The organism is Streptomyces sp. NBC_00316 (assembly GCF_036158715.1).
GTDB lineage: Bacteria > Actinomycetota > Actinomycetes > Streptomycetales > Streptomycetaceae > Streptomyces.
The window spans coordinates 4,001,343-4,021,997 of record NZ_CP108023.1; the positions used below are offsets into that span (position 1 = coordinate 4,001,343).

The window sequence follows — 20,655 nt, forward strand, 5'->3', positions numbered from 1 at the left end:
CTGTCCCCCATGAACGGGGACAGCGAAAGGCAGTGCACCATGTCGGACCCGACACCGCCGGGCGGGACAGCACCCGCAGCAGGATCCGCACCGAGGAGCACGGGGGAGGCGGGCGAAGCGCCCACGGCGCCGCCCGCCGTCCGTGTACAGGGCCTCTGGAAGCGGTTCGGCGAACAGGTCGCGGTCGCCGGGATCGATCTGGAGCTGCCCGCAGGCAAGTTCATCGGACTGGTCGGACCCAACGGTGCGGGCAAGACCACCACGCTGTCGATGGTGACCGGGCTGCTCCGGCCCGACCACGGGACGATCGAGGTCGGCGGGCGCGACGTCTGGCGCGACCCGGTCGACGTGAAGGCCAGGATCGGCGTCCTGCCGGAGGGGCTGCGGCTCTTCGACCGCCTCTCAGGGCGTGAACTCCTGGCGTACACCGGCCGGTTGCGCGGTCTGCCGGGCGCCGAGGTCGACAAGCGGGCCACCCAGCTCCTGGACGTACTGGACCTGGCGGGCGCCCAGCACAAGCTGGTCATCGACTACTCCACCGGCATGCGCAAGAAGATCGGGCTTGCGGCCGCGCTGCTGCACAACCCCGAAGTGCTGTTCCTGGACGAACCGTTCGAGGGCGTCGACCCGGTCTCCGCGCAGACCATCCGCGGGGTTCTCGAGCGGTACACCGGCTCGGGGGCGACCGTCGTCTTCTCCAGCCATGTGATGGAGCTCGTCGAGTCGCTGTGCGACTGGGTGGCCGTGATGGCAGGCGGCACGATCCGGGCCCAGGGCACTCTCGCCGATGTACGCGGCGGGGCCTCGTCCCTTCAGAACGCCTTCCTCGAACTCGTCGGCGCGAGCAACCGGGACACCGGCGACTCCCTCGACTGGCTGGGCGGCGCCCGATGAGCGTGCTCGACGCCCCCGTCACGCCCGCCGCCCGCCCCTCCGACGGCGGGGGCGGCGAAGGCCTCGTCCCCGTCTTCGTACGGCTCAAGCTGACGCTGCTGCGCAACGGACTGCGGCAGTCGTCGGGGCGGCGGGCCGCGTACATCACCTCCGTCGTCGTCACGCTGCTGATCGCGGCCGGCCAGCTCATCGGTCTGACCGCGCTGCGCGGCCACGCGCACGCGGGCTCGCTCGTCGTGCTGCTGACGGCGCTGCTGGCGCTCGGCTGGGCGGTCATGCCGCTGTTCTTCCCCAGCGGCGACGAGACCCTCGACCCCAGCCGGCTGGTGATGCTGCCGCTGCGCCCGCGCCCGCTGGTCGGCGCGCTGCTGATGGCGTCCCTGATCGGCATCGGGCCGCTGTTCACCCTCTGCCTGGTGGTCGGCTCGGCGTTCGCGGTGGCGCACGGCGCGGCGGCCGTGGCGTTCGCGGTGGTGGCCGCGCCGCTGGCACTGCTGGTGTGCGTGGCACTGGCGCGGGCCGTTGCCACGGCCAACACCCGGCTGCTGACGTCACGCAGGGGGCGCGATCTGGCGGTGCTCAGCGGGCTGGTGATCGCGGTCGGCATGCAGTTCGTCAACTTCGGTGCGCAGCGGCTCGGCCGGTCCGGTGGGCTGGCCGCGCTCGACCCGGCCGCGGACGTGGTGCGCTGGCTGCCGCCCGCCTCGGCGATCGGCGCGGTGGACTCCGCGGCCCAGGGGTCGTACGGGCGGGCCGTGGTGCAACTGTTGCTCTCCGTCGTCGCACTGGGTGCGCTGGTGTGGCTGTGGCAGCGGAGTCTGGTGAAGCTGATGACCGCCCCGGACGGTTCGACGCTCGCCGCCGCCGATCCGGGCCGCAAGAAGTCCGCGGCGGGCGGTTCCCGGCTCTCCGCGCTGCTGCCCGAGGGACGTACGGGGACGGTGATGCGGCGCACCCTGCGGTACGTCGCACGGGACCCGAAGACCAAGTCCGCCTGGGTGACGGCGCTCGCCATCGGCCTGATCGTGCCGTTGCTCAACGCGGTGCAGGGCACCGGCTCGGTCTACTTCGCGTGTTTCGCCGCCGGAATGCTCGGCATCCAGATGTACAACCAGTTCGGACAGGACACCTCCGCCTTCTGGATAGTGGCTCTGACGATCTCCTCCACCCGGGACGCGTACCTCGAACTGCGGGCGCGGGCCCTGGCGTTGCTGGTGATAACCCTCCCGTACACGGTCCTGGTGAGCGTGGCGACGGCGGCGGTGCTCGGGGACTGGCAGGTGCTGCCGGGCGTCGTGGGGCTCTCGCTGGCCCTGCTGGGGGCGATGCTGGCGACGGGCGCGATGGCGTCGGCCAACTTCCCGTACTCGATACCCCAGGACGGTGCGTTCAAGAACGTGGCACCGGGGCAGGCAGGGCTCGCCTGGATCTCCATCTTCGGTGGCATGGTCTCGGCGGCGGTGCTGTGCGCGCCGATGATCGTGGCGACGATCTGGCTGCATCTCGCCGATGCGGAGGACTGGTTGTGGCTGCTGCTTCCGGTGGGCGGCGGGTACGGGACGCTGATCACCTGGGCCGGGCTGCGGCTGGCGGCTCCCCGCACGGCGAACCGGCTCCCGGAGATCCTGGCGGCGGTCAGCAAGGGGTGAGCCGGGTGGGGGCGGGCCGTGGGGTCCGCCGGCAGGCGTCGGGCGGCGGACCGTGGGGACCCGTCGGCGGGCCGTGAGCGCCTGTCGGCGGGCGCCGGACGGCTGCCGTTACGAGGAGACCGGTTCGCGGTCGGCCTGGGAGTCCTCGGCGAACTGCTCGAGGAACGGCTCGACCGCCGCGCGCCAGCCCTCCGGCTGGTCGTAGTGGACGAGATGACCGGCGTCCGCCACCTCCGCGTACTGCCCGCGCGGCAGTACGCGGACCATCTCCTGGGCCTCCGCACGGCCCAGCTCGCCGTCCAGGCCGCGGAGCACCAGCGTCGGGCACCGGACCTGTGCCAGCTCCTCCCAGTGCGCGTCGTGGACCCAGGTCGCCCGGGACTGGAGCATCTGGCGGCGGGAGAAGACCGGCCGCCAGCCGTCGGCCCGCTCGGCCATCACCTCGGCGAAGAACTCGCCGCGGGACGGGTTCGGCCGCTCCACCCAGGGGTCGTCCTCACCGAACCACTTCCGTACGTCGGAGAGCGTCGCGAACGGCACCGGCCAGGACTTGAACCAGTCCTCCCACTCCCGCTGCGAGGCCGCGCCGAGCGCGGAGGCCCGCATGTCGCAGATGACCAGGGCCCGGACGAGGTCGGGGCGCTTCGCGGCAAGCTGCCAGGCGGTGAGCGCACCCATCGAGTGACCGACGAGAGTGACGGGGGCGAGGCCGAGCTGTTCGATCGCCGCCTCGGCGTCGGCGACATACGCGTCACGTGTGTACGGGCCCTCGGCCGGCTTCTCGCTGCGGCCGTGGCCCCGCTGGTCGAGGCCGACGGCCCGGTACCGCTCGGCGAGCCAGCGGGTCGTGGACGCCCAGTGCGAGGCCCGGCCCATCAGTCCATGGAGCAGTAAGACCCCGGGGGCGCGCTCGCCCTCCGTGCGCCCTTTGGGCGGGTCGGCGAACTCCCAGGCCGCGAGGCGTACGCCGTTGGATCCGGTCACATCGATGCGCCGCACCATATGTCCTGGCACCCCCTTCGGGTCCTCGATCACCGCTCGTTCACCGCGTGGTGGCGTCACGCCAGACTATCGAACCTTTATTCGAACAACGGGCTCCGGCTCGCAACACCCCTCGTTCGAGTGACGGCCTCCAAGGATTGACGTCGGCCACGGAGGGGAGATCTTCAGCGGGAGGCGGGCCACTCGGGGATGAGGGCCCGTGGGGACCGACCTTGAGAGCTCGGGGCTCCAGGTCGGAACAGGGGAGGACAGGCCCCGGCGCCGCGCGGCGCCGGGGCCCTCTCATGTCCAGGGGGCGTGCGGGGCGGCCTGCGCCGGCGTACGGGCCGCCGGGGCCGTGCGGGCCTGCGGGCGCCGGGGCGTACGCGGGCGGAGCGGGGCTGCCGAGCGGCGCGGCCCGGCCCGCGTGGCCGTACATCGCCGCCCGGGCTGCGTGTCCACGCAGGGCCGCCCGGCAGCCTGCGTGGCCGGCCGAGGCGTTCGGGCTCGGGCCGACTGCCTTCCGGCTCACACGCCAGTACGACGGGCGCATCCCCTGCTCCCTCCCCGACCGCGTGGCCAGGCGGCCGCCACTCTCAGGTATGCCTCAGCCACAGCCTGGCACGCGAACCGTCAGAGCGCTGCAATTCCGGACGGAAAAACGGAAAGCGGACGTTACGGTTCAGCGTCCGGGGCGGCCGCGCGCGCGTCCTCCCCGGGCGCGTGCGGGTGGTGTGCGTGCGTTCAGCGCTTGGCGACGAACACGTGCGAGGCGACTTCGGCGTCCAGCTCCGCCGCCTCGCCGCTGCTGCCGACCAGCACCCCGCCGGGCGACTGCGTCACGCTGACCACCGAGCCGGGCTGCACGCCCGCCCGCCGCAACGTATACATCAGCTGGGCATCCGTCTGGATCGGCTCGCCGATCCTGCGCACCACCACGGTCTTGCCGTCGGAACCCGGATCGAGCTCCGACAGACTGACCATCCCGTCGTTGAGGAACGGGTCGGCCTCGGCCTTCTCTCCCAGCTCCTCCAGGCCCGGAATCGGATTCCCGTACGGCGACTCCGTCGGGTGCCGCAGCAGCTCCAGCACGCGGCGCTCCACGGCCTCGCTCATCACGTGCTCCCAGCGGCAGGCCTCCGCGTGCACCTGCTCCCACTCCAGGCCGATCACGTCGACGAGCAGGCACTCGGCGAGCCGGTGCTTGCGCATCACGCGGGTCGCCAGCCGGCGGCCCTCCTCCGTCAGCTCCAGATGCCGGTCGCCCGCGACCTGCACCAGGCCGTCACGCTCCATGCGCGCGACCGTCTGGCTGACCGTCGGACCGCTCTGGTCCAGCCGCTCCGCAATCCGGGCGCGCATGGGGACGACGCCTTCCTCTTCGAGTTCGAGGATGGTGCGGAGATACATCTCCGTTGTGTCAATCAGTCCGGACATTCGTGCCCCTCGATGCTGTGACATGAAAACGCCGTGCGCAGGCCCTGGACCAATTCTGACGCATAGCGCCGACAACCGTGCCGTGCCCGCCGAACCCTGGCCCGTATGTGCGGGCCACAGGCGGTATTGACAGGTCAGTGGTCCAGACCGCAACGTGATCCGCGGCACGGACACCCCACGGTCACCCACCCCCGCCGAAAGGGCCTCCTCGATGAGCGACAGCACGTTGGCCGGTCAGTTCTTCGACGCAGCGATCGGCCTGCTGGAGCGCGTACGCGACGAGGAGTCCGGCAACATCGCGGCGGCCGGGACCGCGATCGCCGACACCGTCGCAGCGGGCGGCAGGCTCTTCGCGTTCGGCGCCGGCCACTCGTCGCTCGCCGCCCAGGACGTCGTCTACCGGGCCGGCGGGCTGGCCCTGATGAACCTGCTCGCCGTCCCCGGCGCCCTCGGCGTCGACGTGATGCCCGCGACGCTCGGCTCGGCGCTGGAGCGGGTGGGCGGTCTGGCCGGTGCGGTGCTCGACTCCAGCCCGGCGAGCGCCGGCGACCTGCTCGTGATCATCTCGCTCTCCGGGCGCAACGCGCTGCCCGTCGAGATGGCGCAGGGCGCGCGCGATCGCGGGATCACGGTCATCGGCGTCACATCGGTGGCCTACGCGGACTCGGACATGACACGGTCGCGGCACGGCTCGGGCGGATTCCTGCGGGACCACTGCGACATCGTCCTCGACAGCAAGATCGCCATCGGCGACGCGGAGCTGACCGCGGACGGCATCGAGGCGCCGTTCGCCCCCGCGTCGACGGTGGTCACGAGCGCGGTGATGCAGGCGATGATGGCGACGGCCGCCGAGCGGCTGGTGGAGCGGGGGATCGAGCCGCCGCTGCTGCGGTCCGGGAACGTCGACGGTGGACACGAGTGGAACAGGCGCGTGATGACCGAGTACGCGGACCGGATCTTCTACCAGCACGGGAGGTGACCGCGGCGGTCCGAAGGGCGTTCGTGCCTCGGTCACCGAACGCGCTCGGGCACCCGGTGGGCCTCAGAGGGCGGAGGACGAAGGCAGGGTCTGCGACAGGTCCACCGCCGTGGCCACTCTCGCCGCCACGCTCTCCGCGTACTCCGCGTCCGGGCGCTCGAACGCCGGACGGTGCGGGGAGCGCAGGAACGTCACCACGCCCAGCGTGCGGCCCCGGCTGCGCAGCACCGCGCACAGGGCGTGCACCGAGTCCTTCGGCCACTGCCGCTCGTCCGCCCAACTCCCCTCACTCGCACCCGCACTGGACCGCACCGAACCCGTACGGTCCACCGCCTGCAGCGCCGGGTGCCCCGGGACGTAACGCACCGGGAAGCCCCCGCCCGTCGCCGGCAGACACGGGCCCGGGACGTCGGCCGGGGTCGCCGCCGCACGCACCAGCCGCTCCCCCACCAGCAGGTCGATCAGCGCATGATCGGCGAAGCCTGCCAGCGCGTAATCCAGGTAGGTCGTCGCCGCCTCCATCGGGTCCTCGCACTCGGCCGCCGACCGGCACGCCCGGTACAGCTGATTCGACCGGAACCGCGCCCGGTCCGCCTCCTGCGCCGCCACCTTCTGGGCCGTCACATCCTGGAACAGCCAGCCGACCCCCAGCGGGACCGGCTCCTCCGCGAGCGGCGACGCCAACTGCAGGAACCCGCTGCGCCAGCAGCGCCGCCGGTCACCGTCCGACGTCCGCAGCGTCACCCAGAGCTCGGCGGGCGCGGACGCGGACGGCGTCCCTTCGGCAAGGACGTGCTGCAGCGCACCCTCCAGATCCTCCACCCCCTGCACGACCAGCTCCGCGAGCGGACGCCCCAGCAGCGTCGTACGGCCACCGCCCAGCGCCCGCGCCGCATACGCGTTGACGACCGTCGGCCGCAGATCCACATCGACGAGGACGACGCCCCACGACGTGTCCTCGAACATCGCCTCACTGAGCGCGATCGACCGCTCCAGGTCGATCTGCGCGTGCACCTCGCTGAACGCGCAGTACACCCCGGCCGGCCTGCCGTCCGCACCCCGGACCCCGGCCGACTGCATCCGTACGAGCACCCGCCCGCCGTCCTTGCGCAGCAGGGCGAACTCGTGCACCTGACGCCCCGGCGCATCCATGGCCGCCATCAACCGCCCCTGCACCTCACCCGCGTCCGCACTGCGCACCGCCCACCCCACGAACCCGGGGCGCCCCACGGCCTCCTCGGCCGACCAGCCGAGAATCCGCTCCGCCTCACGGTTCCAGTGGGTGACCGCGCCGTCCGCGCCGAAGGCGCAGAGCGCCGCGTCCATACCGTCGAGCAACGCCGCGAGCAGCTCCGACCCGGGAATCGGATCGGGCCCGAGAGCGTCGGTGGTCCCACTGCCCCTGGAAGCACTCATCCCGGACCCCCTGCAGGACGTGTCCGCCATTGCTGCACGTCAGATCATTGAACTCGAACGTGACCCACAACACACCGCCTTTCCGGAAATCGGGTCGAGCCTGTCGTGCGAGTTCACCGCAGCGGCACCCTGGCGGGTACCGAAATCCGCGAATACCTGCTCGCCGAATGGGGACGCACCTGCGCCTACTGCGGGGCCCCGTTCACCGATCGAGACGCCCCTGCGTGACGCCGCAGTCATGAACGCCGCCCGACGGCTGCTCGCCGAGGCCTCAATACGCTCTCGACGCCGGTGCACGCCTCGTCGGGCCGCCGAACAAAGTGGAACCGAACGGCCATGGGCCTGCCCAAGACCCACACGCTCGATGCCCTCTGCGTCGGGCGTCCGGACCACAGGACCGGAGATGCGACAGTCCGCGCGCCCCAGCGAGTCCACATCGTGAAAACAACCGGGCGAGGTGCTTACGCCCGCACCACACCCGACCGGTATGGACTCCCCCGGCTCACTCGCCCGCGTCGCAGGCAGCACCATGGCTTCGCCACCGGAGACCTCGTCCGCGCCACCGTGCCACCGGTAAGTGGGCAGTATGCGTACAGCGATGGGCAGGAGCCGCCGATAAAAGGGTTGAGACCCTCGCCGAAGGTTCCTAGGCTGGGGCCACACGCGAAAGGAGGTGATCCGAAAAGTGCAGTCTTATCGGATTCGTGAGGTGGCTGCGGGCTGACAGCCCGTCGTCGCACATCGTGCACCTCGGCAGGCTCTCTGCCGAAACCCAAAGCAGTCACCGACCCGCGGGCTCGCCGGTAAGTCCGGCCGGCCCCTCCGCAAGGAGGGACCAGAGCCCGCGGGTTTCTGCATGTCCGGGCCGCCCGGTCACGGGCTGAGGCGCTCCACCCGCCAGCCGTCGCCCTCGCGTACGTACCGCAGCCGGTCGTGCAGCCGGTTCTCGTGGCCCTGCCAGAACTCGATGGTCTCCGGTACGACGCGGAAGCCGCCCCACTCGGGGGGCGCGGGGATGCGTTCGCCCTCCGGGTAGCGGGCCGCCAGTTCCTCGTACCGGTCGATGAGCTCCTGGCGGGAACCGATCAGCGACGACTGCTCACTCGCCCAGGCACCCAGCTGGGAGCCGTGCGGACGGGTGCGGAAGTAGGCGACCGTCTCCTCGCGGGCGATACGGGCCGCGGTGCCGGTGACGATGACCTGGCGGGCCAGCGGGTGCCAGGGGAAGAGCAGCGAGACGTACGGGTTGGCGTCCAGTTCGCGCCCCTTGCGGGAGGCGTAGTTGGTGAAGAAGACGAAACCCCGGGCGTCGTACTTCTTCAGCAGCACCGTGCGGGAGGACGGGCGGCCGTCGGGGGTGGCCGTGGAGACCACCATGGCGTTCGGCTCGTAGACCATCCCACCTGCGGCAATCTGCCGGAACCAGTGGGCGAACTGCTGCATCGGGTCGGCGGCCAGCGTGTCCTCGGTGAAGCCCTCGGAGCGGTACTGCTCGCGCATCGCGGCCGGATCGGTGGTGGAATCGGAAGGGGAATCTGCGGTGGGCACGGGATCATCCTGCCGCAGCGGCGCAGTTTGCCCGGTGAGGAGGGGTGCCAACCACGCACCGGTAATCCCGGGCGCTGTGCGGGATGTCACGCTTCCCCGCGTCGTGGGAACCCGCCAATATCTTGGGGCAGGCCACTGTGGCCTCCGTACAGCCGCCGAATTCGAGGGAGCCGCATGATGTCCGACTTCGTACCCGGGCTCGAGGGAGTCATCGCGTTCGAGACGGAGATCGCCGAACCCGACAAGGAGGGCGGCTCGCTCCGCTACCGCGGGGTCGACATCGAGGATCTCGTCGGTCATGTGTCGTTCGGGAACGTGTGGGGTCTGCTGGTCGACGGGGCGTTCAACCCCGGGCTGCCGCCCGCCGAGCCGTTCCCGATCCCGGTGCACTCGGGTGACATCCGGGTCGATGTGCAGTCCGCGCTGGCGATGCTGGCGCCGGTGTGGGGGCTGAAGCCGCTGCTCGACATCGACGAGGAGACCGCGCGCAACGATCTGGCGCGGGCCGCCGTGATGGCGCTGTCGTACGTCGCCCAGTCGGCGCGCGGGCAGGGGCTGCCGATGGTGCCGCAGAGCGAGATCGACAAGGCGCAGTCCGTCGTCGAGCGGTTCATGATCCGCTGGCGCGGGGAGCCGGACCCGAAGCATGTGAAGGCCGTCGACGCGTACTGGACGTCGGCCGCCGAGCACGGCATGAACGCCTCCACGTTCACGGCCCGGGTCATCGCGTCGACGGGCGCGGATGTGGCGGCGGCGCTGTCCGGTGCGGTGGGTGCGATGTCGGGGCCGCTGCACGGCGGTGCGCCGTCGCGTGTCCTCGGGATGATCGAGGAGATCGAGCGGACCGGCGACGCCACCGCGTACGTGAAGAAGGCCCTGGACAAGGGTGAGCGGCTGATGGGCTTCGGGCACCGGGTGTACCGGGCGGAGGACCCGCGGGCACGGGTGCTGCGGCGCACGGCGAAGGAGTTGGGCGCGCCGCGGTTCGAGGTGGCGGAGGCGCTGGAGAAGGCGGCGCTCGAGGAGCTGCACGCGCGGCGCCCGGACCGGGTGCTGGCGACGAACGTGGAGTTCTGGGCGGCGATCATGCTGGACTTCGCGGAGGTCCCGGCGCACATGTTCACGTCGATGTTCACGTGCGCGCGTACGGCGGGCTGGTCGGCGCACATCCTGGAGCAGAAGCGGACGGGGCGGCTGGTGCGTCCGTCGGCGCGGTATGTCGGTCCGGGGGCGCGCAATCCGCGGGAGATCGAGGGGTACGACGACATCACCGGGTGAGCCGCCTGGTGTCGGACGGGCGCGGTGTCTCATACCGGGGCGCCGCGCCCTTCGTGTCCGGCCGGGTGGGACTCGGTGCGGAAGCGGTGGGCCGGGCCGTCCCCTGCAGGGAGAGCCGACGCCGACGTACGCCTGGGAGTCGCTGCCCCGGGGCTCAGTCCAGTGCGTCGTCCAGCAGGGCCGCCCACTGTGCGACGACCCTCTGCCGCCGGGCGGTGTCGTCGGTCAGTACGTTGGCCAGGCCCAGGCCGCGGGCCATGTCGAGGAGGCCCTGGACGGTCTCGCGTGCGCCGGGCTTCGTCTCGTCGGCGGCGAGGAGTTCGACGGCGATGCGGTGGGTCTCGCGGCCGACGCGGGCTTCGAGTTCGCTGACGCGGGGGTGCAGCGACGCCTCGTTGGAGGCAGCGACCCAGAGCTGGAGTGCGGCGCGGAACAGCGGGCCCGTGTAGAGGTCGACGAGGGCGGCGACGACGGCCGTGCGGCCCTGGACGGGCAGGGCGCGCAGGGCGGCGGAGCGTTCCTCGGCAACGTATTCGACGGCTGCGGTGAACAGGTCCTCGCGGGTGGGGAAGTGGTGCTGGGCGGCGCCGCGGGAGACGCCTGCGCGTTCGGCGACGACGGAGACCGTGGAGCCTGCCCAGCCGTGTTCGGCGAGGCAGGCGACCGCGGCTTCGAGCAGCCGCCGGCGGGTGGCGCGGCTGCGGTCCTGCTTGGGGGTCCTGTCGGTCGAGGGCGTCACAACACCCATGCGGGGTCCCGTCGTTCGAGGAAGGCCGTCATCCCTTCTCGTGCCTCGGCGGAGGCGAAGAGTGCTGCCGAGCGGGCGATGAGGTCTTCGGCGTACTGGTCGAAACTTTCCCGCACAGTAGCTGTGACCAGCTCCTTCGATGCCGCCAGCCCCTGGGGTGAGGCCCTGCGCAGCCCGTCGAGTACGGGTATGAGCGCCTTGTCCACGTCTTCCGCGGCGATCGTGACGAGGGAGATGCGGGCGGCTTCTGCCGCGTCGAAGCGTTCTCCGGTGAGGTAGTAGCGGGAGGCCGCGGCCGGGTCCAGACGGGGCAGCAGCGGCAGGGAGATGACGGCAGGGGCGAGGCCCAGCCGTGATTCGGTGAGGGCGAAGGTGGAGGCGGGTCCGGCGACCGATATGTCGCAGGCCGCGAGGAGGCCGAGGCCGCCCGCGCGGACGTGTCCGTCGACGCGGGCCACGACCGGTTTGGGCAGGGTCACGATCTCCCGCATCAGGTCGACGAACGCCTGGGGATCCGGGGGTGCGGCGAGGTCGGCGCCGGCGCAGAACGTGTTGCCGGTGTGGGTGAGGACCACGGCCCGTACGGTGTCGTCCGTTCCGAATGCGGCGAGGGTGTCGCGGAGTTCGGTGACGAGCCGCGCGGAGAGCGCGTTGCGGTTCGCCGGGGAGTCCATCCGTACGGTGGCGATGCCGCGTTCGTGGCCGGTGCGGACCGATCTCATGCCTCTCCCACCTTCTCCTCGGCCGTCGCGCCGGCCTTCTCCCGGTCGCGCAGCTCGCGCCGGAGGATCTTGCCGGAGGTCGCGCGCGGTACGGCGCCGATGAATTCGACCTGCCGGATCTTCTTGTACGGGGCGACGCGTTCGGCGACGTACGCCATGACGTCGTCGGCGGTGAGGCCGTCGGCGGCGACGGTCGTCTGCCGGACGAGGTAGGCCTTGGGGACTTCGTTGCCGTCGGTGTCGTACACGCCGATGACGGCGGCGTCCGCGATCGACGGGTGGCCGAGCAGGAGTGCTTCGAGTTCGGCGGGGGCGACCTGGTAGCCCTTGTACTTGATGAGTTCCTTGACCCGGTCGACGACGTGGAGCCAGCCGTCGGCGTCGACGCGGCCGATGTCTCCGGTGTGCACCCAGCCGTCGGTGTCGATCATGTCGGCGGTGGCTTCGGGGCGGCGGAGGTAGCCCTTCATCACCTGCGGGCCGCGGATGAGTATCTCGCCGTCGGTGTCGATGCCGGCGTCGCGGTCCGGGTCGTCGAGGGAGACGATCCGCATCTCGGTGCCGGGCAGGAGTCTGCCGACGGCGCCGGGCGGCGGGTTCTCGGCGGCGAGCGGGACGACGTGGGTGCCGGGTGAGAGTTCCGTCATGCCGTACGCCTGGCGTACGGGCGGCAGTCCGAGGCGGCGGGAGCAGGCTTCGGCGAGCGCGGCGTCGAGCGGGGCGGCGGCGCTGACGATGTACTCCAGCGACGACAGGTCGTACTGGGCGACGGACGGATGCTTGGCGAGGGCCAGCACGATCGGCGGGGCCACGTACAGGCCGTTGATCCGGTGCTTCTCGATCGCGGCGAGGAACTGTCCGAGGTCGAAGCGCGGCAGCACGACGACGGTGGCGCCGGACCGCAGTGGGGCGTTCATGAGGGCGGTGAGCCCGTAGATGTGAAAAAACGGGAGTACGGCGAGGATCCGGTCGCCGGGGTTCATCGGGATGAACGGCCGCAGCTGCTCCAGGTTGGTGGCCATGGAGCGGTGGGTGAGCATGACGCCCTTGGGCGTGCCGGTGGTGCCGGACGAGTACGGGAGTGCGGCGATGTCCTCGGCCGGGTCGATGGCGATCTGCGGTTCGGGCGCGGTGGAGGTGAGCATGTCGAGTACGGAGGTGTGCCCGTCGGCCCGGTCGCAGACGAATATCTCCTCGATGCCGCCGACGAGTTCGGCGGCCCGGCGGGCGGTCTCGAGGAGCGGGGACACGGTGACGATCCAGCGCGCGGACGAGTCACGGAGCTGCTTGGCGAATTCGTCAGCGGTGGCGAGCGGGTGGACGGTGGTGACGGTCGCGCCGGCTCTGGTGGCGCCGAAGAAGACCGTCGGATAGGCGAGGGTGTTGGGGCTGTGCAGGGCGACGACGTCGCCCTTGCGGACCCCGGCGGCGGCGAGCGCCGCCGCGGTCCTGCGATGGAAGGTGTCCAGCTGCCGGTAGGTGAGGCGGGTGGTGTCGTTCGTGCCGTCGATCAGGGCGACCGTGTCGCCGTGGGCGGCCGCCTGCCCGAGGACCGCTTCGTGGATGGGCAGGTCGAGCACCGGGACGGCGGCGTACGCGCTGCGGAACACATTCATCGTGGTGGGTCCCTTCGATGCGGCGTGGAGGGACAGAGTCCCCCGAATCAGTACGACTTGGGGAGACCCAGGGACTGGTGGGAAACGTAGTTCAGGATCATTTCCCGGCTGACGGGTGCGATCCGGGCGACGCGGGAGGCGGTGATCAGGGACGCGAGCCCGTATTCCCGGGTGAGGCCGTTGCCGCCGAGGGTGTGCACGGACTGGTCGACGGCTTTGACACAGGCCTCGGCAGCGGCGTACTTCGCCATGTTGGCGGCCTCGCCCGCGCCGATGTCGTCGCCCTCGTCGTAGAGCCGGGCGGCCTTCTGCATCATCAGGCGGGCCAGTTCGAGTTCGATGTGGGCCTGGGCGAGCGGGTGGGCGATGGCCTGGTGGGAGCCGATGGGCTCCTTCCACACCTGCCGGGTCCGGGCGTACTCGACGGCGCGGCCGAGCGCGAACCGCCCCATGCCGAGGGCGAACGCGGCGGTCATGATGCGTTCGGGGTTGAGTCCGGCGAAGAGCTGGAGGAGGCCCGCGTCCTCTCCCCCACTCTCGGCTTCGCTCGAGCGGGAGGTACCCCCTCCGACGAGAGCGTCGGAGGGGAGGCGCACGTCGTCCAGGACCAGCTCGAACTGCTTCTCCGGTGCCTGGAGTTCCATGTCGATCTGCGAGCGCTGAAACCCTGGGGCGTCGCGCGGGACGATGAAGAGGCAGGGCTTGAGCCTGCCGGTCCTGGCGTCCTCGGTGCGGCCGACGATGAGGGTGGCATCGGCGATGTCGACACCGGAGACGAACACCTTGCGCCCGGTGAGCAGCCAGTCCTCGCCGTCGCGGCGGGCGGTGGTGGTGATGCGGTGGGAGTTGGATCCGGCGTCGGGCTCGGTGATGCCGAAGGCCATGGTGAGGGAGCCGTCGGCGAGGCCGGGGAGCCACTGCTGCTTCTGGGTGTCGGTGCCGAAGCGGGCGATGACGGTGCCGCAGATCGCCGGGGAGACGATCATCATCAGGAGCGGCGATCCGGCCGCCCCCAACTCCTCCAGCACTATGGAGAGTTCCATCATTCCGCCGCCTCCGCCGCCGAACTCCTCGGGGAGGTTGACCCCCAGGTAGCCGAGCTTGGCGGCTTCGGCCCACAGCTCGCGGGGGTGGGCGCCGTCGCGGACGACGGAGGTCATGTAGTCGCGTCCGTACCGCTTTCCGAGTGCGGCGACGGCGGCGCGCAGGGCTTGCTGCTCTTCGGTTTCGAGGACGGTGCTCATGGGGTCGGTTCCTCCTGTGCGTCTTGCACGACGGCGAGCAGGGCGCCGACCTCCACCTGGAGGCCGGGTGCGGCATGGAGCGCGGTGAGGGTGCCGGCGGCGGGGGCAAGGATGCGGTGTTCCATCTTCATCGCCTCCAGCCAGATCAGAGGCTGCCCGGCCCGGACGGCGACGCCGGGTGCGAGGCCGTCGGCGAGCCGGACGACGGTGCCGGGCATGGGGGCGAGCAGGGAGCCGGGTTCGGTCCGCTCGGTGGGGTCGGTGAAGCGGGGCAGCGCGCTGAAGGTGTACGAGCCGGTGGCGCCGTCCACGTACACCCGGTCGTGGTGGGTGGTGAGGCGGAAGTGGTGGGTGACGCCGTCGTCGGTCTCGACGGTGACGCAGTCGGGGGTGGCGGTGAGGACGCGGGCGCCGTGGGCGTCGATCGCACCGGTGCGCGTGGTGCGGTAGGTGATCTCGTGTGCGGCGCCGTCGGGTTCGCTGCGGTAGCGCTCGACCTGGTGCTGGGAGGGGACGTTGCGCCAGGCGCCGAAGCGGGACGTACCGGCCCCACCCGCGTGCCGGGCGGCTTGGGCGGCGGTCGCGGCGAGGGCCGCGAGGTGCCGGTCCGTGTCGTCGCCCGCGGTGCGGGTGAGGGCTGCCAGGTGGCGGTCGTAGAAGCCGGTGTCGGGGCGGCCTGCGGTGAAGTCGGGGTGGCGCAGGGACCGTACGAGCAGATCGCGGTTGGTGACCGGGCCGTGGAGGCGGGTGCGTTCCAGGGCGCGGGCGAGGAGCCGTACGGCCTGGGTGCGGGTGGGGGCGTGGGCGATGACCTTGGCGAGCATCGGGTCGTAGTGCACGCCGATGGTGTCGCCGCCGGTGTATCCGGTGTCGAGCCGCAGACCGGGTGCGTCGGGCACGTCCAGGGTGAGCAGTGCTCCGGTCTGCGGCTGCCAGTCGCGGGCCGGGTCCTCCGCGTAGAGCCGGGCCTCGACGGCGTGCCCGCGCGGGGCCGGGGGTGCGCCGGACGGGAGAGGTTCGCCCTCCGCGACGGACAGTTGCAGGGCGACGAGGTCGAGTCCGAAGACGGCCTCGGTGACCGGGTGTTCCACCTGGAGGCGGGTGTTCATCTCCAGGAAGTACGGGCGCCCGTCGGCGGTGACAAGGAACTCGACGGTCCCCGCGCCCCGGTATCCGACGGTGCGCGCGGCGGCGGTCGCCGCCTCGTGCAGCCGGGTGCGCAGCGCGTCGTCGAGGCCGGGTGCGGGGGCCTCCTCGATGACCTTCTGGTGGCGGCGCTGGAGCGAGCAGTCGCGGGTGCCGAGCGCCCAGACGGTCTCGTGCGCGTCGGCCATGATCTGGACCTCGACGTGCCGGCCGCGCTCGATGTACGGCTCGGCGAACACCTCACCGTCCCCGAACGCGTGGGCGGCTTCCGCCTCCGCGGCCTGCAACTCGCCCTTCAGCTCGGACAGTTCCCGTACGACCCGCATGCCGCGCCCGCCGCCGCCCGCCGCGGCCTTCAGCAGCAGCGGCAGGTCCGCGGTGGTCACCGTCGCCGGGTCGACGGGGGCGAGCAGCGGCACCCCGGCGGCGGCCATCAGTTCCTTGGCCCGGGTCTTGGACGCCATGGCCTCGATGGCCTTGACCGGTGGTCCGACCCAGACGAGCCCGGCGTCCTGCACGGCCCGGGCGAACCCGGCGTTCTCGGAGAGGAAGCCGTAACCGGGGTGCACGGCGTCGGCGCCCGCCGCGAGGGCCGCCCGTACGACGAGTTCACCGCGCAGATAGGTGTCGGCGGGCGCGGCCCCCGGCAGGCGTACGGCGGTGTCCGCCTCCCGCACGTGCAGCGCACCGGCGTCCGCGTCGGAGTACACGGCGACGGTGGCGATGCCCAGTTCCCGGCAGGTACGGAAGATCCGGCAGGCGATCTCGCCCCGGTTGGCGACGAGCAGAGAGGTGATCACGTTCGTCCTCACATCCGGAAGATGCCGAAGCCGCCACGGGCGCCCTCGACCGGTGCGGTATGGATCGCGGACAGGCACATCCCGAGGACGGTCCTGGTGTCGCGCGGGTCGATGACCCCGTCGTCGTACAGCCGCCCGGAGAGGAACATCGGCAGCGACTCGGACTCGATCTGCTGCTCGACCATGGCCCGCAGCCCGGCGTCGGCCTCGTCGTCGTAGGGCCGTCCCTTCGCGGCGGCGGAGGCCCGGGCGACGAGGGACAGCACACCCGCGAGCTGCTGCGGCCCCATCACGGCGGACTTGCTGCCCGGCCAGGCGAACAGGAAGCGCGGGTCGTAGGCGCGCCCGCACATGCCGTAGTGCCCGGCCCCGTAGGAGGCGCCCATCAGTACGGACAGGTGCGGGACCCGGGAGTTGGACACCGCGTTGATCATCATCGCGCCGTGCTTGATGATGCCGCCCTGCTCGTACTCCTTGCCGACCATGTAGCCGGTGGTGTTGTGCAGGAAGAGGAGGGGGATGTCGCGCTGGTTGGCGAGCTGGATGAACTGGGCGGCCTTCTGCGACTCCTCGCTGAACAGCACCCCTTGGGCGTTGGCGAGAATGCCGACGGGGTAGCCGTGCAGCCGGGCCCAGCCGGTGACGAGGCTCGTCCCGTACAGCGGTTTGAACGCGTCGAAGTCCGAGCCGTCGACGAGCCGGGCGATGACCTCGCGCGGGTCGAAGGGCACCTTCAGGTCCCCCGGCACGATCCCGAGCAGCTCGTCCTCGTCGTACTTCGGTGGCGCGGCGGGTCCTGGATCGGGGTGCGCCTTGCGCCAGTTGAGCCGTGCCACGATCCGCCGCGCCTGGCGCAGCGCGTCGTGCTCGTCGACGGCGAAGTGGTCGGCGAGACCGGAGGTGCGGGCGTGCATGTCGGCGCCGCCGAGGGACTCGTCGTCGCTCTCCTCGCCGGTCGCCATCTTCACCAGGGGCGGTCCACCGAGGAAGACCTTCGACTGTTCCTTGATCATGACGGTGTGGTCGGACATCCCGGGGACGTACGCCCCGCCGGCCGTGGAGTTCCCGAACACCACCGCGACGGTCGGGATGCCGGCGGCGGAGAGCCGGGTGAGGTCCCGGAACAGTGCGCCGCCAGGGATGAAGATCTCCTTCTGGGACGGCAGATCGGCCCCGCCCGACTCGACCAGGCTGATGCAGGGCAGCCGGTTGGCGAAGGCGATCTCGTTGGCGCGCAGGGCCTTCTTCAGGGTCCAGGGGTTGGAGGCGCCGCCGCGTACCGTCGGATCGTTGGCGGTGATCAGGCACTCCACGCCCTCGACGACCCCGATGCCCGTGACGAGCGAGGCGCCCACGGCGTACTCGCTGCCCCAGGCGGCGAGCGGCGACAGCTCCAGGAACGGGGTGTCGGCGTCGACCAGGAGCTCGATCCGCTCCCGGGCGAGGAGCTTGCCGCGTGCCCGGTGCCGCTCGACGTACTTCTCGCCGCCGCCCGCAAGGGCCTTGGCGTGCTCGGTGGTGAGCTCGGCGAGCTTGTCGAGCATGGTGGCGCGGTTCGCGGCGTATTCGGGGCTCGCGGTGTCGAGCCCGGTGGGCAGGACGGTCATGCGTGGGCCTCCGGTGCGTCGGTGGTGTCGAGCAGGGCGACGGGGACGGGCAGGTGCCGGGAGCGCAGCCACTCCCCGACCGCCTTGGCCTGCGGATCGAACCGGGCCTGCGCGGCGACGCCCTCGCCGAGGAGGCCGTGGACGACGAAGTTGAGTGCGCGCAGGTTCGGCAGGACGTGCCGTACGACGGTCAGCCCGGAAGTCTCCGGCAGGAGTTCCCGCAACCGCTCGACGGTGAGCTCGTGGGCCAGCCAGCGCCAGGCGTCGTCCGTGCGGACCCAGACGCCGATGTTGGCGTCGCCGCCCTTGTCACCGCTGCGGGCCCCGGCGACGCGGCCGAGCGGTGCGGACCGGGTGCTCCCGGCGGGCAGCGGCTCGGGGAGAGGCGGCGGCTCCACCGCGTCGAGTTCCCTGGTCCGTGCGGGGGCGGGCACGCTCTCCCGCTGCCCGGCCGGACCCACGGCGATGTGCGCGACCTCCGGCGCCGGCACGTATCTCGCCTCGAACACCCCGTAGGGCGCGCCCTTTCCGGGCGGGGCAGTGACATGGAAGCCCGGGTAGCTGCCGAGGGCCAGCTCGATCGCGGCCCCGGACACCGCCCTTCCGACCGTCTCCGGGTCCTGGTCGCGCACGACGAGCCGGAGCAGGGCGCTGGCGGTCTCCTCGGTGCCGGCGTCGGCCCTGTCGGTACGGGCCAGCTCCCACCGCACCTCGTCCGGCCTGCGCCCTGCCTGCGCGAACGCATCCGCGCACTGGTCCTGTACCAGCTGCGCCTTGGCCTCGACGTCGAGGCCGGTGAGGACGAAGACCACCTCGTTGCGCCAGCCGCCGAGCCGGGTGAGTCCGGCCTTGAGGGCGGGCGGCGGGGCCTCGCCGCGCACCCCGGAGATCCGCACGCGGTCCGGGGCGTCCTGGGTCAGCCGTACGGTGTCGAGCCGGGCGGTGACGTCCGGGCCGGCGTACCTGGCGCCCCCGGTCTCGTACAGCAGCTGGGCGGTGACGGTCCCGACGTCGACGAAGCCGCCCGTGCCGTCGTGCTTGGTGATCACGGACGAGCCGTCGGCGTGGATCTCGGCGAGCGGAAAGCCGGGGCGGCGGATGTCGTGGCCGCGGAAGAACGCGTAGTTGCCGCCGGTGGCCTGGGTGCCGCACTCCAGTACGTGCCCGGCGACGACGGCCCCGGCGAGGGCGTCGTGGTCGTCCGGGCCCCAGCCGAAGTGCGCGGCGGCGGGCCCGGTGACGAGCGCGGCGTCGGTGACCCGGCCGGTGACGACGACGTCGGCCCCGGCGCGCAGGCACGCGGCGATTCCGTGGCCGCCGAGATAGGCGTTGGCGGTGAGGAATCCGTCGGGCACCGGCAGGCTGTCGCCCTCGACGTGCGCCACCCGGACGGGCACACCCACCTTCCGGGCCAACTCCCTTACCGCGTCGGCCAGTCCGGCCGGGTTGAGTCCCCCGGCATTGGCGACGATCTTCACCCCTCGCTCGTGGGCGAGGCCGAGTCCCTCTTCGAGCTGCTTGAGGAACGTGGTGGCGTAGCCGCGCGACGGGTCCTTCAGCCGGCTCCGCCCGAGGATGAGCATGGTCAGCTCGGCGAGATAGTCACCGGTGAGGACGTCGAGGGGGCCGTCGGTGAGCATCTCGCGTACGGCGTCGAAGCGGTCGCCGTAGAACCCGGAGGCGTTCCCGATCCGCAGCGGCGCGGCGGTCACCGGGCGCCGCCTGCGGGTGCACGGCCGGGTCCGGGCGGGCCGGCGAAGGCCTGCGCGATGTCCAGCCACCGGTCGGCGTCGGTCCCGACGGCGCGCACGGCGAGGTCGTCGCGGTGGGCACGCTGGGTGACGAGGAGGCAGAAGTCGTGCAGCGGCCCGGTGACGCGCTGCGCGGCGTTCTCGGGCCCGTACGCGATCACCTCGCCGCCCGGCGCGGTGAGTTCGACCCGGAATTCCTCGCCGGGCGGCTTGATCCCCCGGACGAAGAACGCGTAGTCACGGGCGCGCACCCCGATGCGGGCGACGTGCCGCAGCCGGGCGGCCGGTTCGCGTACGACACCGAGGGCGTCGGCGATGTCCTGCCCGTGCGCCCAGGTCTCCATCAGCCGCGCGGTCGCCATGGACGCGACGCTCATGGGCGGCCCGTACCAGGGGATACGGGCGCCGGGCGGGGCGGCGCGCAGGGCCTGCTGGAGCCGGTCGCGCCCGTCGCGCCAGCGCCGGAGCAGCGCCTGCGGCGCCACCGCCACGATCTCCTCGGCCGCCCGGTCGACGAAGGCGCCGGGGTCGGCCTGCGCCTTGGCGGCCTCCGCCGCGAAGGCGTCCGGGTCGGTGACGGCGAGCAGGGCGACCTCGTCGGTCCAGGTCAGATGGGCGATCTGATGGGCGACGGTCCAGCGTTCGGCGGGGGTCGGACCGGCCCACTGCGCGGCAGTCAACTCCGCGACGAGCAGGTCGAGTTCATTGCTCTCGCTGCGCAGATCGTCGAGCACGACTGCAGCATCGGACACGGTGCGCTCCCCTCGGGGCCGGCGGTGTGCCGAGGAGCATGTCAGCGGACCATGAAACAAGCAAGCATGCTTGCATTATTTGATGCA

16 protein-coding genes are annotated in these 20,655 nt (G+C 71.9%); 4 read left to right on the top strand and 12 right to left on the bottom strand.

Annotated elements, in window-relative coordinates; genetic code table 11:
• Positions 1 to 39: 39 nt before the first annotated feature.
• Positions 40 to 894, top strand: coding sequence for an ABC transporter ATP-binding protein (locus OG878_RS17775; RefSeq protein ID WP_328887690.1), 855 nt, complete (start codon positions 40 to 42; stop codon positions 892 to 894).
• On the top strand, positions 891 to 2,543 hold the full coding sequence (locus OG878_RS17780; RefSeq protein WP_328887691.1) for a transporter: 1,653 nt from the start codon (positions 891 to 893) through the stop codon (positions 2,541 to 2,543). The genes OG878_RS17775 and OG878_RS17780 overlap by 4 nt, the downstream gene beginning before the upstream one ends.
• Positions 2,544 to 2,651: 108 nt before the next feature.
• On the opposite strand, the gene OG878_RS17785 is transcribed toward OG878_RS17780, so the two are convergent.
• A complete protein-coding gene (locus OG878_RS17785; protein WP_328891282.1) occupies positions 2,652 to 3,545 on the bottom strand; it encodes an alpha/beta fold hydrolase in 894 nt (297 codons plus the stop codon).
• A 723-nt stretch (positions 3,546 to 4,268) separates the two neighbouring features.
• Positions 4,269 to 4,961, bottom strand: a complete 693-nt coding sequence (locus OG878_RS17790) for a metal-dependent transcriptional regulator (protein WP_328887692.1) — start codon at positions 4,959 to 4,961, stop codon at positions 4,269 to 4,271.
• Between the two features lie 211 nt (positions 4,962 to 5,172).
• Here OG878_RS17790 and OG878_RS17795 point away from each other — a divergent pair, with 211 nt between their 5' ends.
• The gene (locus OG878_RS17795) at positions 5,173 to 5,940 is read left to right on the top strand and encodes an SIS domain-containing protein (protein WP_328887693.1); all 768 of its coding nucleotides are present in this window, start codon (positions 5,173 to 5,175) and stop codon (positions 5,938 to 5,940) included.
• 63 nt (positions 5,941 to 6,003) lie between these two features.
• Here OG878_RS17795 and OG878_RS17800 read toward each other — a convergent pair whose 3' ends face one another.
• Both OG878_RS17800 and pdxH read right to left on the bottom strand, forming a co-directional pair.
• Positions 6,004 to 7,356 (bottom strand): PAS domain-containing protein, encoded by a 1,353-nt coding sequence (locus OG878_RS17800; protein ID WP_328887694.1) that lies wholly within the window; start codon positions 7,354 to 7,356, stop codon positions 6,004 to 6,006.
• Positions 7,357 to 8,229: 873 nt separating this feature from the next.
• Positions 8,230 to 8,856 (bottom strand): pyridoxamine 5'-phosphate oxidase, encoded by a 627-nt coding sequence (gene pdxH / locus OG878_RS17805; protein WP_328891283.1) that lies wholly within the window; start codon positions 8,854 to 8,856, stop codon positions 8,230 to 8,232.
• 225 nt (positions 8,857 to 9,081) lie between these two features.
• Between pdxH and OG878_RS17810 the strand changes: the two genes are divergently transcribed.
• Positions 9,082 to 10,182, top strand: coding sequence for a citrate synthase 2 (locus tag OG878_RS17810; protein ID WP_328887695.1), 1,101 nt, complete (start codon positions 9,082 to 9,084; stop codon positions 10,180 to 10,182).
• Between the two features lie 154 nt (positions 10,183 to 10,336).
• Here OG878_RS17810 and OG878_RS17815 read toward each other — a convergent pair whose 3' ends face one another.
• Genes OG878_RS17815 through OG878_RS17850 form a run of 8 tightly spaced genes read right to left on the bottom strand, consistent with a single transcriptional unit; the run spans position 10,337 to position 20,568 of the window.
• Complete coding sequence (locus OG878_RS17815; RefSeq protein WP_328887696.1) at positions 10,337 to 10,930, bottom strand: TetR/AcrR family transcriptional regulator; 594 nt, start codon at positions 10,928 to 10,930, stop codon at positions 10,337 to 10,339.
• Positions 10,918 to 11,652, bottom strand: a complete 735-nt coding sequence (locus tag OG878_RS17820; protein WP_328887697.1) for an enoyl-CoA hydratase family protein — start codon at positions 11,650 to 11,652, stop codon at positions 10,918 to 10,920. The genes OG878_RS17815 and OG878_RS17820 overlap by 13 nt, the downstream gene beginning before the upstream one ends.
• Positions 11,649 to 13,268, bottom strand: a complete 1,620-nt coding sequence (locus OG878_RS17825) for a 4-coumarate--CoA ligase family protein (RefSeq protein WP_328887698.1) — start codon at positions 13,266 to 13,268, stop codon at positions 11,649 to 11,651. Before OG878_RS17825 ends, OG878_RS17820 begins: the two co-directional genes overlap by 4 nt.
• A 47-nt stretch (positions 13,269 to 13,315) precedes the next feature.
• A complete protein-coding gene (locus OG878_RS17830; RefSeq protein ID WP_328887699.1) occupies positions 13,316 to 14,512 on the bottom strand; it encodes an acyl-CoA dehydrogenase family protein in 1,197 nt (398 codons plus the stop codon).
• Positions 14,509 to 16,458, bottom strand: coding sequence for an acetyl/propionyl/methylcrotonyl-CoA carboxylase subunit alpha (locus tag OG878_RS17835; RefSeq protein WP_328891284.1), 1,950 nt, complete (start codon positions 16,456 to 16,458; stop codon positions 14,509 to 14,511). The genes OG878_RS17830 and OG878_RS17835 overlap by 4 nt, the downstream gene beginning before the upstream one ends.
• A gap of 8 nt (positions 16,459 to 16,466) precedes the next feature.
• Positions 16,467 to 18,065: an acyl-CoA carboxylase subunit beta gene (locus OG878_RS17840; RefSeq protein ID WP_328887700.1), complete on the bottom strand. Its 1,599-nt coding sequence runs from the start codon at positions 18,063 to 18,065 to the stop codon at positions 16,467 to 16,469.
• Complete coding sequence (locus OG878_RS17845; protein ID WP_328887701.1) at positions 18,062 to 19,777, bottom strand: acyclic terpene utilization AtuA family protein; 1,716 nt, start codon at positions 19,775 to 19,777, stop codon at positions 18,062 to 18,064. Before OG878_RS17845 ends, OG878_RS17840 begins: the two co-directional genes overlap by 4 nt.
• On the bottom strand, positions 19,774 to 20,568 hold the full coding sequence (locus OG878_RS17850) for a TIGR03084 family metal-binding protein (protein ID WP_328887702.1): 795 nt from the start codon (positions 20,566 to 20,568) through the stop codon (positions 19,774 to 19,776). Before OG878_RS17850 ends, OG878_RS17845 begins: the two co-directional genes overlap by 4 nt.
• Positions 20,569 to 20,655: the final 87 nt, after the last annotated feature.

What these genes read in the sequence shown, in the direction of transcription:
- OG878_RS17775 (WP_328887690.1), top strand. Translation starts at nt 40, where the DNA reads ATGTCGGACCCGACACCGCCGGGCGGGACAGCACCCGCAGCAGGATCC.
- OG878_RS17780 (WP_328887691.1), top strand. Translation starts at nt 891, where the DNA reads ATGAGCGTGCTCGACGCCCCCGTCACGCCCGCCGCCCGCCCCTCCGAC.
- OG878_RS17785 (WP_328891282.1), bottom strand. Translation starts at nt 3,545, where the DNA reads ATGGTGCGGCGCATCGATGTGACCGGATCCAACGGCGTACGCCTCGCG.
- OG878_RS17790 (WP_328887692.1), bottom strand. Translation starts at nt 4,961, where the DNA reads ATGTCCGGACTGATTGACACAACGGAGATGTATCTCCGCACCATCCTC.
- OG878_RS17795 (WP_328887693.1), top strand. Translation starts at nt 5,173, where the DNA reads ATGAGCGACAGCACGTTGGCCGGTCAGTTCTTCGACGCAGCGATCGGC.
- OG878_RS17800 (WP_328887694.1), bottom strand. Translation starts at nt 7,356, where the DNA reads ATGAGTGCTTCCAGGGGCAGTGGGACCACCGACGCTCTCGGGCCCGAT.
- pdxH (WP_328891283.1), bottom strand. Translation starts at nt 8,856, where the DNA reads ATGCGCGAGCAGTACCGCTCCGAGGGCTTCACCGAGGACACGCTGGCC.
- OG878_RS17810 (WP_328887695.1), top strand. Translation starts at nt 9,082, where the DNA reads ATGTCCGACTTCGTACCCGGGCTCGAGGGAGTCATCGCGTTCGAGACG.
- OG878_RS17815 (WP_328887696.1), bottom strand. Translation starts at nt 10,930, where the DNA reads ATGGGTGTTGTGACGCCCTCGACCGACAGGACCCCCAAGCAGGACCGC.
- OG878_RS17820 (WP_328887697.1), bottom strand. Translation starts at nt 11,652, where the DNA reads ATGAGATCGGTCCGCACCGGCCACGAACGCGGCATCGCCACCGTACGG.
- OG878_RS17825 (WP_328887698.1), bottom strand. Translation starts at nt 13,268, where the DNA reads ATGAATGTGTTCCGCAGCGCGTACGCCGCCGTCCCGGTGCTCGACCTG.
- OG878_RS17830 (WP_328887699.1), bottom strand. Translation starts at nt 14,512, where the DNA reads ATGAGCACCGTCCTCGAAACCGAAGAGCAGCAAGCCCTGCGCGCCGCC.
- OG878_RS17840 (WP_328887700.1), bottom strand. Translation starts at nt 18,065, where the DNA reads ATGACCGTCCTGCCCACCGGGCTCGACACCGCGAGCCCCGAATACGCC.